The organism is Bacillus sp. FSL K6-3459 (assembly GCF_038003305.1).
Taxonomy (GTDB): Bacteria; Bacillota; Bacilli; order Bacillales; family Bacillaceae; genus Bacillus; species Bacillus pumilus_O.
The window spans coordinates 2,780,939-2,794,036 of record NZ_JBBOOW010000001.1 but is presented as its reverse complement, the minus strand read 5'-3'; the positions used below and the strand labels follow the sequence as shown (position 1 = coordinate 2,794,036).

The 13,098-nt window shown below is 40.0% G+C and carries 11 protein-coding genes and 2 pseudogenes; 10 read left to right on the top strand and 3 right to left on the bottom strand.

All coding sequences use genetic code 11. The features are described from left to right. Positions 1-48 precede the first annotated feature (48 nt). The 6 genes and pseudogenes from MHI35_RS18925 to MHI35_RS14285 all read left to right on the top strand — a co-directional run. Positions 49-1,095: pseudogene (locus MHI35_RS18925) on the top strand (cache domain-containing protein); the annotation flags it as partial. Further along, positions 1,090-2,040 (top strand): methyl-accepting chemotaxis protein, encoded by a 951-nt coding sequence (locus MHI35_RS18920; protein WP_392387431.1) that lies wholly within the window; start codon positions 1,090-1,092, stop codon positions 2,038-2,040. The pseudogene MHI35_RS18925 and the gene MHI35_RS18920, both read left to right, overlap by 6 nt. Before the next feature lie 176 nt (positions 2,041-2,216). Then, positions 2,217-3,254: pseudogene (locus tag MHI35_RS18915) on the top strand (HAMP domain-containing protein); the annotation flags it as partial. Continuing rightward, positions 3,246-4,193, top strand: coding sequence for a methyl-accepting chemotaxis protein (locus tag MHI35_RS18910; protein WP_391509622.1), 948 nt, complete (start codon positions 3,246-3,248; stop codon positions 4,191-4,193). The pseudogene MHI35_RS18915 and the gene MHI35_RS18910, both read left to right, overlap by 9 nt. Positions 4,194-4,357: 164 nt before the next feature. Continuing rightward, entirely contained in the window at positions 4,358-6,346 is a 1,989-nt protein-coding gene (tlpB, locus tag MHI35_RS14290; protein WP_335349060.1) for a methyl-accepting chemotaxis protein TlpB, read from the top strand. A 90-nt stretch (positions 6,347-6,436) separates the two neighbouring features. Then, the gene (locus MHI35_RS14285) at positions 6,437-6,961 is read left to right on the top strand and encodes a type 1 glutamine amidotransferase domain-containing protein (RefSeq protein WP_144522343.1); all 525 of its coding nucleotides are present in this window, start codon (positions 6,437-6,439) and stop codon (positions 6,959-6,961) included. Between the two features lie 83 nt (positions 6,962-7,044). Here MHI35_RS14285 and MHI35_RS14280 read toward each other — a convergent pair whose 3' ends face one another. Then, a complete protein-coding gene (locus MHI35_RS14280) occupies positions 7,045-8,028 on the bottom strand; it encodes a Gfo/Idh/MocA family protein (RefSeq protein WP_144522344.1) in 984 nt (327 codons plus the stop codon). A 201-nt stretch (positions 8,029-8,229) separates the two neighbouring features. On the opposite strand from MHI35_RS14280, the gene MHI35_RS14275 reads away from it, so the two are divergent. From MHI35_RS14275 to MHI35_RS14260, 4 genes are all read left to right on the top strand, one after another. Then, on the top strand, positions 8,230-8,622 hold the full coding sequence (locus MHI35_RS14275; protein ID WP_144522345.1) for a DoxX family protein: 393 nt from the start codon (positions 8,230-8,232) through the stop codon (positions 8,620-8,622). Positions 8,623-8,687: 65 nt separating this feature from the next. Next, on the top strand, positions 8,688-9,830 hold the full coding sequence (locus MHI35_RS14270) for an AI-2E family transporter (protein ID WP_012011061.1): 1,143 nt from the start codon (positions 8,688-8,690) through the stop codon (positions 9,828-9,830). 127 nt (positions 9,831-9,957) lie between these two features. Further along, entirely contained in the window at positions 9,958-10,791 is an 834-nt protein-coding gene (locus MHI35_RS14265; protein WP_211064064.1) for an undecaprenyl-diphosphate phosphatase, read from the top strand. A 170-nt stretch (positions 10,792-10,961) separates the two neighbouring features. Next, complete coding sequence (locus tag MHI35_RS14260) at positions 10,962-11,435, top strand: hypothetical protein (protein WP_003212767.1); 474 nt, start codon at positions 10,962-10,964, stop codon at positions 11,433-11,435. Between the two features lie 43 nt (positions 11,436-11,478). Here MHI35_RS14260 and bioB read toward each other — a convergent pair whose 3' ends face one another. Next, positions 11,479-12,474, bottom strand: coding sequence for a biotin synthase BioB (bioB, locus tag MHI35_RS14255; RefSeq protein WP_211064065.1), 996 nt, complete (start codon positions 12,472-12,474; stop codon positions 11,479-11,481). A 162-nt stretch (positions 12,475-12,636) separates the two neighbouring features. Beyond that, a complete protein-coding gene (locus MHI35_RS14250) occupies positions 12,637-12,987 on the bottom strand; it encodes a hypothetical protein (protein WP_144522349.1) in 351 nt (116 codons plus the stop codon). Between the last annotated feature and the right edge of the window lie 111 nt (positions 12,988-13,098).

The window sequence follows — 13,098 nt, the reverse complement described above, 5'->3', positions numbered from 1 at the left end:
ACCTTTCATCCGATAATAACTTTAGAGAAGTAAAGGGGGAAAGAGAAAATGGGGAAAATGATCCAATGGTTAAAAAAACCATCCATTTCAAAAAAATTAATTATGGCTTTTTTGGTAGTCCTTATCCTGCCAACCACTGCACTGACAATTAGTGCGTTTTTTACATCAAAGACAGAGCTAGACAAACAGATTATGGGCAGTGCAATGAGTCAAGTCAATGCATTTGATACTTTAATCAATGAGAATATAGGAAATAAAGCAGATGCTGTGGCTCTGTTTACAGACTCACTCAAAGCGTCTAATCTTCAAGAAAAAAATAGAAGTGCGACCATTAAAGAATTGCAGCAATTTGGAAAAATTAATGAAAAAGATGTTTCCGCTATCTATGCAGGCTCCGAAAAAGGATTGTTTATGCAATATCCTGTTCAAAAGATGCCTGATGGCTACGATCCAAGAGAGCGCCCATGGTATCAAGAAGCGCTCAAGGCAGAAAACGGCAAACAAGTCATCACAAAACCATATGTAGCAGCTTCTACAGGCAAGATGGTCATCACCATTACTCAAAAAATGAAAGATGGCTCAGGTGTTATTGGACTTGATATGGAAATTGACACCTTGATTCAAAAGTTAAAAGAAATCAAAATTGGGCAAAAAGGCTATGCCTTCATTATGGAGAAAGATAAAACAGTTTTAGCAGATCCGACCCAAAAGGCAGGAAGTCAGGTCAATGAGAATCTAGCAAATATTATTTATCAAAACAAAGAAGGAAGCGGCAGCTACACACTCAAAGGTGTAGATAAAAAGGTTGCGTATGTGACCAACGAATTAACTGGCTGGAAAATCGGTGGAACGATGCTCGTATCAGAAGTAGAAGATGCAGCAAAGCCCGTTTTCAATACAGCCATTATTGTGTTCAGTGTGACACTTATCGTAGCAGGTACCCTCATCTTCTTTATCGTCCGCTCTATATCTAAAAGATTATCCAACCTTGCCCGCTTCTCGAAAAAAGTCAGCGAAGGTGATTTGCGCGATAAACTTCAGATCCAATCAGATGACGAAATTGGCCAAGTTGGAAAAGGCTTTAATACAATGATTGACTCATTAAGAACCCTCATTGGTGCCGTCCAAACCTCAGTCGAAAATGTCGCTTCTTCCTCAGAAGAACTGACCGCCAGCGCAGGGCAAACAAGTAAAGCAACAGAGCATATTACACTAGCCATTGAACAATTCTCAAATGGAAACGAAAGTCAAAATGATAAAGTCGAATCGAGCTCAGAAGAGTTAGATGAAATGAACCGTGGCCTTCAGCACATGAATGAGTCAGCTGAATCCATTACTGCTTCATCGATCAAATCAACAGATATCGCAGGGGAAGGCGGACAGCTTGTCGAAAAAACCGCCTCTCAAATGAATGTCATTGATCAATCCGTGAAAAAAGCAGAGAACGTCATCAGCGCTCTTGAAAGTAAATCAAAAGACATTACACAAATTCTAGGTGTCATCAATGGAATTGCCGACCAAACGAATCTACTTGCGCTAAATGCAGCAATTGAGGCAGCAAGAGCTGGTGAATCTGGCAGAGGCTTCTCCGTTGTAGCAGAAGAAGTAAGAAAACTGGCGGTTCAATCAGCCAATTCGGCAAAAGAAATCGAGAATTTGATTAAAGAAATCGTTCAAGACATTGATGTATCACAGGAAGTATTCACTGCGGTGAATAAAGAAGTTCAATCAGGCTTAAGCTTCACTGAACAAACAAGAGTCAGCTTCCACAATATTTTCGAAACGACAAAAGAAATTTCTGACAAGCTTCAAACAATGAATCAAACAGTTATCCAGCTTTCAAATGGCTCTGCACATGTGTCAGAGGCAGTTCGTGAGATTGCAGACGTATCACGTGAAAGCTCGGCAAATATTCAAGACATTGCGGCTTCAGCAGAAGAACAGCTCGCATCTATGGAAGAAATCAGCTCGTCCTCTGCTACACTTTCATCAATGGCAGAAGAATTGCGTGATTTGATCAGTAAATTTAAAGTTGAATAGACAGAGTGAAAAGAGCCCTTCAGCTAAAGGGCTCTTTTTCAATTGAGTAAATCAAAAGAAATAGGTAAATTTACTCATTTTAATTGAATTTTGAACATTAATCCTTGAAAAATAATTCATATTACCTAAGAATAGAAGGGGAAGACCACAAATCATAATTCAAAAGGAGTAGAGTCATGAAAAAAATCAACTTTTTTAAGCACTTTACAATGTCGAAGAAATTAATTACTGCATTCTTAGCGATTCTCCTAGTGCCAATTCTCGTATTGGCAGCATTTTCTTATGAACTGGCATCAAAATCTCTCAATGATGAGATTATGTCTAGTGCTGCAAATGGTGTTCAGCAATTAAACGAACTCATTAATAAAGATGTACAGCCTAAAATTGATATCGTTACTTATTTGTCCAAATCAGTGAAAAAGAGCGAATTGACTTCTAAAAACAAGGATTTACTTAAGGTGAAATTTGAGCAATTATCGGAAACCGACGAAGATATTGTGGAAGTATTCATTGCAGATCAAAATGGTATACTAACCGAATATTCCGAGATTCATAAAGATAGTGCCGCGAGTGCAAAAAACGAACCTTGGTTTCAACAATCGATGGGAGATAAGAAACTCATCATTTCAGATCCTTTTGTCGATAAGTCATCTGATGACCTGCTCATCACAATATCAGAACAGTTAGCAGATGGATCTGGCGCGATTGGGATCAACATGCGCTTGAACACGATCATAAAAGATACAAACAGCATCAAGATTGGTAAAGAAGGCTATGCGTTTGTTGCGACTCCAGATCAGCATTATATTGCCCATAAAACAGACAAGCCTGGGGAGAAATTGACAGGTGATTTCATCACGAAGTTGTATGATAAAAAACAAGGCAGCTTCAAATATGAATACAATGGACAGCCAAAGCAAATGTTTTTTGACACAAATGAATCAACAGGTTGGAAACTGGCTGGAACGATGTATGTTGGCGAAATTCAAGAAGCTGCACAGCCAGTACTCGACTTAACAATGATCATACTGGCAGTTGCGATTGCCATAGGCGGAATCGCGATTTATTTTATTATTAAATCGATCCGAAAGCCACTGATAGCGCTCTCTGAATCGGCTGAGAAAATCAGTCAGGGTGATCTGACCCAGCATATTGAAGTTCGTACGCACGATGAAATCGGGAAGCTTGCGCAGAGCTTTAACGACATGTCAGCAAAGCTGAAACAAGTCATTCAAGCTGTTCAAAATTCCATTGAAAACGTGGCCGCTTCTTCTGAAGAGTTAACAGCCAGTGCGGGACAGACCGCTCAAGCGACTGAGCATATCACATCATCTATTGAACAGTTCTCAAACAGCAATGAACATCAAAATGATATGATCGAAAAAAGCTCAGTCCAGTTGAACGAAATGGATCGCAGCTTATCTCATATGGTCGATACGACCTCTCATATGATGGAATCGTCGATTGATTCCAGCAAAACGGCTCAGGCTGGTGGAGAACTTGTTCAAAAAACAGCCGGACAAATGCAAACCATCGAGCAGGCAGTGAAAGAAGCAGAGCTTGTGATTCAAGGCTTAGAGCAGAAATCAAAGGATATAACGAACATACTGGGGGTCATTAACGGCATTGCCGACCAGACCAATCTCCTAGCTTTAAATGCTGCGATAGAAGCGGCACGAGCAGGAGAAGCAGGTAGAGGTTTCTCTGTTGTTGCAGAAGAAGTTCGGAAGCTGGCAGAGCAATCAGGAAGCTCATCAAAGGAAATTGAAAGCTTGACGAACGAGATTGTAGAGGAAATTGAAAAATCACAGAACATGTTTAAACAAGTAGCAGGTGAAGTACAATCTGGATTAAATATTACAGATGAAACGAAAATCAGCTTTGAGAAAATCACTGATAAAACATCAGAAATGACAGAACAAATGAAACAAATGAACGGAACGGCCAAAGAACTCTCTCATGGCTCAAATGATATTTCACATGCGGTGAATCAAATCAAAGAGCTTTCACGAGAAAGCTCCGCAGGCTTCCAAGATATCGCAGCATCCGCAGAAGAACAGCTGGCATCTATGGAAGAAATCAGCTCATCCTCTGCTACGTTATCTCAGATGGCAGAAGAGCTAAGAGAGCTCATTAAACAATTTAAAATATAAGAGTATAGGGAAAGCACCTGACGTTTGGCGTCAGGTGTTTTTCCATTCAATACATATAATTTGGGTATTTTGGACTTATTTAGACTTTAATAAGTTAAAAAAGTAAAGAACCTAGTAGTGCTTCCGATATATATACTATCTTACTAAAAGGAGTTTTCTTTTTTATGAAATTCATACAGTATTTCAGGAAGCCATCTATTTCAAAAAAGCTCGTACTCTCTTTCTTATTTATTCTCTTATGCCCAATCATTGTGTTGGCATTCTCTTCATATCATAAGGCGAGTACCTCTTTAAATGATCAAATCATGCAAAGTGCAAAGGAAAATGTCGAACAGCTAGACAAAAATATTACGAAGGTTGTAAAAGTGAAAACAGACGCAGCCGATTTCTTTAGCAAATGGATCACGGAGAAAAAGCTTAAGCAAAAAGGCACGACAGATATTCAAGGGCGCTTTGAGCAGTTCATGAGTATGAATGATGACACAGAAGGCGTTTTTGTCGCTTCAAGTGATGGCAAAGTGTTTTCGAGATATCCTAACAAAAAAATGCCTGCTGACTATGTCGCAACGGAGCGGGATTGGTATAAAGACGGCTGGGCGAAAAACGGAGAGCTGTCTGTTTCAGCACCGTATCCAACAGCTTCTACAGGTACGCTTGTGGTCACCATCTCTAAAAAGTTAGAGGACGGATCAGGAGTTATTGCAATGAACCTAGACATTGCGAATCTAGTAAAAGAATCAAATAGCATAAACATTGGGAAACAAGGCTATGCCTTTATCGGAAGTCCGGATCGTACCTTTGTGGCCCATCCTACGAAAAAAGCGGGAACAAAATTATCTGGTGAATGGCTAGAAAAGCTTTATTCACAAGACGAAGGTTCTATGAGTTATATGTTTGAAGGAAAAGAAAAGCAAATGGAATTCACCACAAACAAAGCGACGGGCTGGAAAATTGTCGGTACGATGTTTGTGACAGAAGTAGAAGAAGCTGCACAGCCAGTCTTTAACATGGCCGCTATCATTTTAGCTGGCGCGCTCGTCATTGGCGGGATTCTGATCTTCTTTATCATCCGTTCCATTACAAAACCACTTTCTATACTTGTGTCTTCTTCAAAGAAGATCAGTGAGGGAGATTTAACAGAAAAAATTGATGTCCGGTCAAAAGATGAGATTGGACAGCTAGGCACAAGTTTTAATGAGATGAGTGAGTCATTAAGAGATGTCATCCAAGCAGTACAAACATCTGTAGAAAACGTGGCATCTTCATCTGAAGAACTGACGGCAAGCGCAGGTCAAACAACAAAAGCAACCGAACATATTACATCATCTATTGAAACATTCTCAAACGGCAACGAAAACCAAAGCGAAATGGTGGAGCAAAGTGCGGCTCATTTAAAACAAATGAATGAAGGACTAAACGAAGTCGCAGAAACATCTGATGTCATCACAGCGTCATCTATTCAATCAAGAACAGTCGCGGAATCAGGCGGCCAGCTTGTAGAGCAAACCGTTGGCCAAATGAAGACGATTGACCATTCAGTGAAAGAAGCTGAAGGGGTGATCAACGGGCTAGAGCATAAATCAAAAGATATCACAAGCATCCTAGGCGTAATTAACGGCATTGCAGATCAAACGAATTTACTTGCGCTCAATGCTGCCATTGAAGCAGCACGTGCAGGTGAGTCAGGCAGAGGCTTCTCTGTAGTTGCAGAGGAAGTGCGTAAACTTGCAGTTCAATCATCAGATTCAGCAAAAGAGATTGAAAAGCTTGTGAAAGAAATCGTATCCGAAATCGAAACATCTCAAAATATGTTCAAATCAGTGAATGAAGAAGTGAAGAATGGTCTTTCCATTACAGATCAAACGAAAGAAAGCTTCTCACAAATTAATCAGCAAACAGCGGAAATCGCTACAAGAATTAATGACATGAATACAACAGTACGCGAGCTTTCAAAAGGATCTGAGCAAATTTCTAAAGCAGTAAATGAAATTGCTGATGTATCACGAGAGAGTTCAGCAAGCATCCAAGATATCGCTGCATCTGCTGAAGAGCAGCTTGCTTCTATGGAAGAGATTAGTTCTTCTTCTACGACTCTTTCCCAAATGGCGGAAGAATTACGTGATTTAATTAAAAAATTCAAGATCAACGAATAAGATCAAGTGGTTCTCCTCAAGGGGAACCGCTTTTCTTTTATAGAGGTCATCTCGTACAATAGAGGAAATCGAAAGAATAGGAGAGATGTTATGCGTTTATCAGATAAGAAGGTCATTGCGTTAGTCAGTGATGATTTTGAAGATTTAGAGCTATGGTATCCGGTTCTGCGTTTAAGAGAAGAAGGGGCAACTGTGCACCTTGTAGGAGAAAAAGCGAATCATGAGTACACCGGGAAGTACGGTGTGCCGGCTGTATCTGATACAGATTTTTATTCCATTCAAGCAGATGAATATGATGCCGTGCTTGTCCCTGGAGGATGGGCGCCTGATAAACTGCGCCGTTATCCAGAAGTGTTAAATATCGTTCGTTCATTTGATAAAAAGGAGAAACCAATCGGGCAAATTTGCCATGCGGGCTGGGTGCTGATTTCAGCAGGAATCCTGCAAGGTAAAAAAGTGACAAGCACACCTGGTATTAAAGATGATATGACAAATGCTGGAGCGGATTGGTTTGATGAAGCAGTCGTCACAGATGGTCACATCGTCTCGAGCAGACGTCCGCCAGATCTCCCTCCATATGTGAAAGCATTTGCGGATGTGTTAGCGGCAACATAATCAATGGATTCAAAATAAAAAAACAAAGGGCGAACTTGCACATCATGTTCGCCCTTTGTTCATCATTTCATCCCCCATTCATTTTATCTATCGGCAGGAAACCTCACGCCCATTTGTTTTCTCGCCTCGTCCATGACAGACATGGTTTGAACAGATAAGGCAAATGTATTAACAGGAGACTGACTCATTCCTTGCTGAATACACTCAATAAAATGACAGATTTCATAATACATCGCTGGCTGATCATCTTTGAGAGAGATGTCGGTATGGTGTCCTTGCCGATCATTGATCGTGATACGCGAAGGTCGGTGGAATTGATCAATCACCATTGTCGCATCCTCTCCTTGAATTTCCGCAGATAAATGAGACGTTGAAATTTTAGAATGAAAAAGGAGTGCTTGATGCCCGTCATATTGCATAAGGACAGTGCCGCTCCCATCTACACCAGAAGAAAGCTTATAGCCTCTGGCGATGATTTGATTCGGCAGACCAAATAAATAGATCACTGGGTAGACGAGATACACACCGATATCCATTAAAGAACCATTGGACAATTCCGGCTTAAAAGCATTTGGAATCTCACCACTTCGATAGGCATCATATCTTGAGGAATATTTACAGTAATGAGCGACCACTTGCCGAATGGGTCCGAGCTGATCAATATGCTGTTTGATTTGAAGAAAGTTGGGCAGAAATGTCGTTTTCATCGCTTCCATTAAACACACTTGATGTTTTTTTGCTGTAGCAATCATCTCTTCCACTTCTTTTCGGTGTGAGGCAAATGGTTTTTCGCATAAAACATGCTTTTGATGCTCCATCATCAACATAGCCTGCTCCTTATGAAGGGCATTTGGACTCGCAATATACACAGCATCAAACGCATCACTTTCTGCCATTTCATGTAAGTTCGTAAAAACTGTATCAATACCGTATTTTTCGGCAAATGCCTGGCCTTTTTCAGCGGACCGTGAATAGACAGCTGTACATGTAAAATCAGCTACTCCTTCACCCGCCTGTAAGAATCGATCGGTAATCCAGTTCGTTCCGATGACAGCAAATCGAATCATGTCGTTCCCTCCTTCTACTTTTCTCTGATTATACATCCTTTGAAAGCGTTTGTATGAAAGAACATTCTTTTTATTGAAAAGCGGATGAAACCTTTATATAGGCTGATGCGTCTTACATAAAGGATATAAATGTACGAAAAGTGGGTAGTTTCTTCCTTCATTCGGGTAATACTCTGATAGAAGGGAGAGGAGGAAACGACCATGAAGCGCGTCCTGCATATAGGAAGTACATACGTCTTTGCGCTTTTATTCATAGGAGCTGGTATTTTTCATGTGATAGAGCCGAGCGGCTTTGCTCGTATGATGCCAGGCTGGCCATTTCCATATGTAATGGTCTATGCAACGGCATGCCTAGAATGGCTACTGGCTATCTTGCTGCTTTTGCCAAATGTCAGGATCGTAGTAGCAAAAATCATTGCTGTCTATCTTGTCCTCATTTTCCCTGCAAACTTATTTGCTGCACGAGAGGGAATACCATTTCCAGGTCAAGAAAGTACAGAGCAGTCTTTGCTATGGATAAGACTGATAGGACAGCCAATTCTGATTGTATGGGTGATGTCCATTGCGAAATGGGATAAAAAGCTGAAACAATGATCACCATATCATGATCAGGTAGTGTACAATTTATTCATAAAATAGCCCGAGTTTGGAGGAACGATATGAATTCTATGCAAATGTGGAGCAGTCGATTTAGAAAATTTTTTCTTGATAACAAGTTTGTTCTCTTTTTACTCGTCCTGCTATTAATCGGATTGAATATCCTTGTTTTCATGAAAACATCCTTTATTTTCACACCGCTCATTGTACTCGTCAAAACCATTGCCTTACCGATTATTTTAACGGGGGTTGTATATTATTTATTAAACCCGATTGTCAATTTATTAGAGAGGTTTAGAGTGAAACGAATCTTTTCAATTTTGCTTTTATATATTGTCATTATTGGCATGATTACAGTAACGATTGTGTCTATTATTCCGTTTTTACAAGCGCAAATGATGAGCCTGTTTCATAACCTACCGAAATATGTTGATACGGTAGAAGATCAGATTAGACAACTAACGGGAAGCAACTTCATTACTCAAGCGCAAAAAAACATGAATTTTAACGTCTCTGAATTGGTAAGCAAAGCGTCAAGTCAAGCGACGAAAATCTTGGAAAGTACCTTTACAGGAGTGGGGACATTCTTAGGGGCGCTCACTGAAATCATCATCTCGATCGTGACGGTTCCGTTCATTCTGTTCTATTTATTAAAAGACGGCAAAAAATTACCTGACTATTTCCTGAAATTTATTCCGAATAAGTTTAGAGAACATACACATATCGTGCTTCACGAAATGAACCATCGCCTGAGCTCTTATATTCTTGGACAGATCATCGTCAGCTTCTGTATTGGTGTTCTTCTTTTAATCGGTTATCTGATTATTGGACTTGATTATGCGTTGCTGCTGGCCATCATTGCGGCATGTACAAGTGTGGTACCTTACCTTGGTCCGACGATTGCGATTACACCAGCGATTGTCATTGCACTTGTGACATCACCAGTGATGCTTTTAAAACTGATCATTGTCTGGACAGTGGTTCAGCTCATTGAAGGAAAATTTATTTCACCTCAGGTCATGGGGAAAAACCTTCATATCCACCCGATTACAATTATCTTTGTTCTATTAACAGCAGGTAAATTGTTCAGCGTAGTCGGCATCATTGTTGCGATTCCGACATATGCCGTCCTAAAGGTCATCACGACCCACTTGTTTGATTGGTTCAAAATGCGATCCAATTTGTATAAAGAAGAAAAGGTTTAATGTCATAATCTTTTTTTGAAAAAAATATAGTATCATAAAGACGAGCTTTCGATGAAGGAAGCTTGTCTTTATGTGGACATAGATGGTTGACCTGTTCAAAAGATCAGAATTGAAAGGAAAGAAAATCATGAATCTATGGGATTTATTCGTGGCACTGGTTTTAGGAATTGTCGAAGGATTAACAGAGTATGCACCTGTCTCATCTACAGGTCACATGATCATTGTCGATGATCTATGGTTAAAATCAAAGGAAATCATTACGCCAGAGGCGGCAAACACTTTTAAAGTCGTGATTCAGTTAGGTTCTATTTTAGCAGTCATGATTGTGTTCAAGGATCGGATTTTGAACTTGTTAGGCATAAAGAAAAATATCACCGAAGAACAAAAGCGTAGCGGGCATAAGCTGACCATTGCTCAAATCGCAGTAGGACTCGTTCCAGCCGTGATTTTAGGATTCTTATTTGAAGACTATATTGATAAATACTTGTTTGACGTGAGAACAGTTGCTGTCGGCTTGATTTTAGGCGCAGTGCTGATGCTTGTCGCTGACTGGATCAATAAACGTAAAACAGAAACAAGCTCTGTCGATAACATGACGTACAAACAGGCGCTTTATATCGGACTGTTTCAATGTTTGGCGTTATGGCCAGGCTTCTCTCGCTCAGGTTCGACGATCGCAGGTGGGGTTATTCTTGGTTTGAATCACCGTGCGGCAGCTGACTTTACATTTATCATGGCGATGCCGATTATGGCAGGCGCAAGCTTCTTAACACTTGTGAAAAATGCTGAATATTTAACAACAGACATGCTGCCATTCTTTATCGTCGGCTTTGTAAGTGCATTTGTTGTGGCTCTCTTCGTTGTTCGATTCTTCCTAAAACTGATCAATAAAATCAAGCTGGTGCCTTTTGCAATATACCGAATCATCCTAGGTGTGATTTTATTTATCCTATTCATGTAATACTGGAAACTACTCTTATTAAAGAGTAGTTTTTTGTTGTTTCAGCTCTTTTAAACAGTAAAATCACCCTCTTAATTAGTAGAAAAAGAAGTTTTTTCATAAAATAGTGTTTAAGAGACAGGAGAAGGGGTAGTACATAAACATACCAATTAAAGGAGGAGTTAGAAATAATGAGAAAAACAAGCAAATTTTTTGTTAGTTCTGTGATCGCTACGTCAATGGTTGCTGCCCCTCTATCTCTTACGACTTTTGGTCAAACGGCTGAAGCTGCAACGACAACAGGTGTCGATGGAAGTGTCTCGATTGATCCAGTAGCCATTGCCGATAAAATTGAACAAGCAGTAAAATCATCTCAAAATCGTGATGGATTCGTAAAAAATGCGGCGTACAGCGCCTTCTATGAAGCAGGTCAAAACTATAACGTCGTTGTCCAAAACTTAAGCCAAGATCATGACTTTAGTGGACTGAACAATGTGGTTTACTATGATAGTGTTGAATATGATGGTATTACGTTTGGTATTTGGGTATTTGAAGATGGGACATTCGTCAATAATGGTGACGGCGGCTATATTAACTGGACATTTGTTGGCAGCTTTGACCGCGAGGAAGGAAGCGGCACTGTCGATTTCCATAAAAGATTCTAAATTGTATTGTCAAAAAGTCTGCCGATTCACCGGCAGACTTTTTTTATAATGCACATTCTTCTATGTCAAAACCTAAATCTTCAATGATGTGATGATCCGTTTGAACCTGCTGACCTTTTGTTGTTAAATAATCACCTACGAAAATGGAATTTGCGGCATAAAGGGCAAGCGGCTGAAGCGTCCGTAAATTGAACTCTCTGCCTCCAGATACTCGAATCTCCTTGGTTGGATTGACAAACCTCATAAGTGCCAACACTTTCAATGCTTTGATCGGATGTGTTCGTTCTTGATGCTCAAGTGGTGTTCCCTCAATTGCATGAAGAAAGTTGACTGGAATGGAATCCGCATCAATGGCTCTGAGCGCAAAAGCCATTTCAACAATTTGCTGGTTGGTTTCACCCATTCCGATGATAACCCCTGAGCAGGGTGACATGCCAGACTGCTTGACCTCCTTAAGGGTCGACAAGCGGTCATGATATGTATGAGTTGTCGTAATGTGAGGATGATGATCTTGATGTGTATTGATATTGTGATTGTACCGATGAACCCCTGCTTCCTTCAGCCGCTTCGCTTTGTCTTCATTTAATAACCCAAGACATGCACACACCTTCAATGGCATGGTCTCCGTGATCTCTTTTACTGCTGCGGTCACCTCATCTAATTCTCTATGAGAAGGTGCTCTCCCGCTCGCAACAATACAATAAGTCCCCGCTTTTCTCTTGAGCGCCTCACGCGCGCCAGCCACAATCGTTTTTTGATCAAGCATTGTATACCGTTCAACCGGTGCGTTTGAAATGATCGACTGTGAACAATAACCGCAGTTTTCAGGACAATAACCACTTTTTGCGTTAAAAATCATATTTAATTTCACTTTATTTTGAAAAAAGTGAAATCGTACTTGATAGGCTGCATGCATAATCGATAATAATTCTCTATCGTCCGCTTCAAGAATATCTAGACCTTCTTGCAACGAGATCCGTTCATTTTTCAGAGCTTTCTCTGCTATCGCTTCCCAAGACAAAGATATGTGTATACCCATCATAAGCTCCTCTCATTATGTTAACTTATTTTTATTAAAAGTTAACATAATGGATCATCGTTGGCAAGCATTGGATAAATGAAGCCTATAAAAATACTTTTAGGCATACAAAAAGGCGATGATCATAAAGTCATCGCCTTTTTATATGTAAAGCTAGATTGCTTATCGAACAGTAATATAGTTAATCACACGTTCACCTTGTGAATTATAGTAAGACACTGTGACAGATCCGCGTTGTACGGCACGAATCCAAGTGAAGTTCGGAGCTGTTTGATCTAATTGAATGGCATATGTTGCGCCCGACACAGAAATTTGGCTTGCTGGAAGAGAGACGGCGATTGAAGAACCTACAGGAAGCGTACGGTTCACCGTAATCACTTTATTCATAATAGGAGCTTTTGCTATAACTGGTTCTTTTGGCTGTGCAGCTGCATGAGCACCTTCAGTTTGAGAGAACGTAAGAGCACTTAAAGCAGCTAAAGACAATGTACAGATTTTCATGAATTTTTTCATCGGTAACACTCCTTTTTTTGGTATATACATGTATTAATAATAATAGTATTATATGTCAATTAAAATATGTGAAAAAAAGAGTATTTATGGTGAAAATTGTCACATATTATT

Coding starts and splice junctions, on each gene's coding strand:
- MHI35_RS18920 (WP_392387431.1), top strand. CDS start 1,090: ATGATTGACTCATTAAGAACCCTCATTGGTGCCGTCCAAACCTCAGTC.
- MHI35_RS18910 (WP_391509622.1), top strand. CDS start 3,246: ATGTCAGCAAAGCTGAAACAAGTCATTCAAGCTGTTCAAAATTCCATT.
- tlpB (WP_335349060.1), top strand. CDS start 4,358: ATGAAATTCATACAGTATTTCAGGAAGCCATCTATTTCAAAAAAGCTC.
- MHI35_RS14285 (WP_144522343.1), top strand. CDS start 6,437: ATGCGTTTATCAGATAAGAAGGTCATTGCGTTAGTCAGTGATGATTTT.
- MHI35_RS14280 (WP_144522344.1), bottom strand. CDS start 8,028: ATGATTCGATTTGCTGTCATCGGAACGAACTGGATTACCGATCGATTC.
- MHI35_RS14275 (WP_144522345.1), top strand. CDS start 8,230: ATGAAGCGCGTCCTGCATATAGGAAGTACATACGTCTTTGCGCTTTTA.
- MHI35_RS14270 (WP_012011061.1), top strand. CDS start 8,688: ATGAATTCTATGCAAATGTGGAGCAGTCGATTTAGAAAATTTTTTCTT.
- MHI35_RS14265 (WP_211064064.1), top strand. CDS start 9,958: ATGAATCTATGGGATTTATTCGTGGCACTGGTTTTAGGAATTGTCGAA.
- MHI35_RS14260 (WP_003212767.1), top strand. CDS start 10,962: ATGAGAAAAACAAGCAAATTTTTTGTTAGTTCTGTGATCGCTACGTCA.
- bioB (WP_211064065.1), bottom strand. CDS start 12,474: ATGGGTATACACATATCTTTGTCTTGGGAAGCGATAGCAGAGAAAGCT.
- MHI35_RS14250 (WP_144522349.1), bottom strand. CDS start 12,987: ATGAAAAAATTCATGAAAATCTGTACATTGTCTTTAGCTGCTTTAAGT.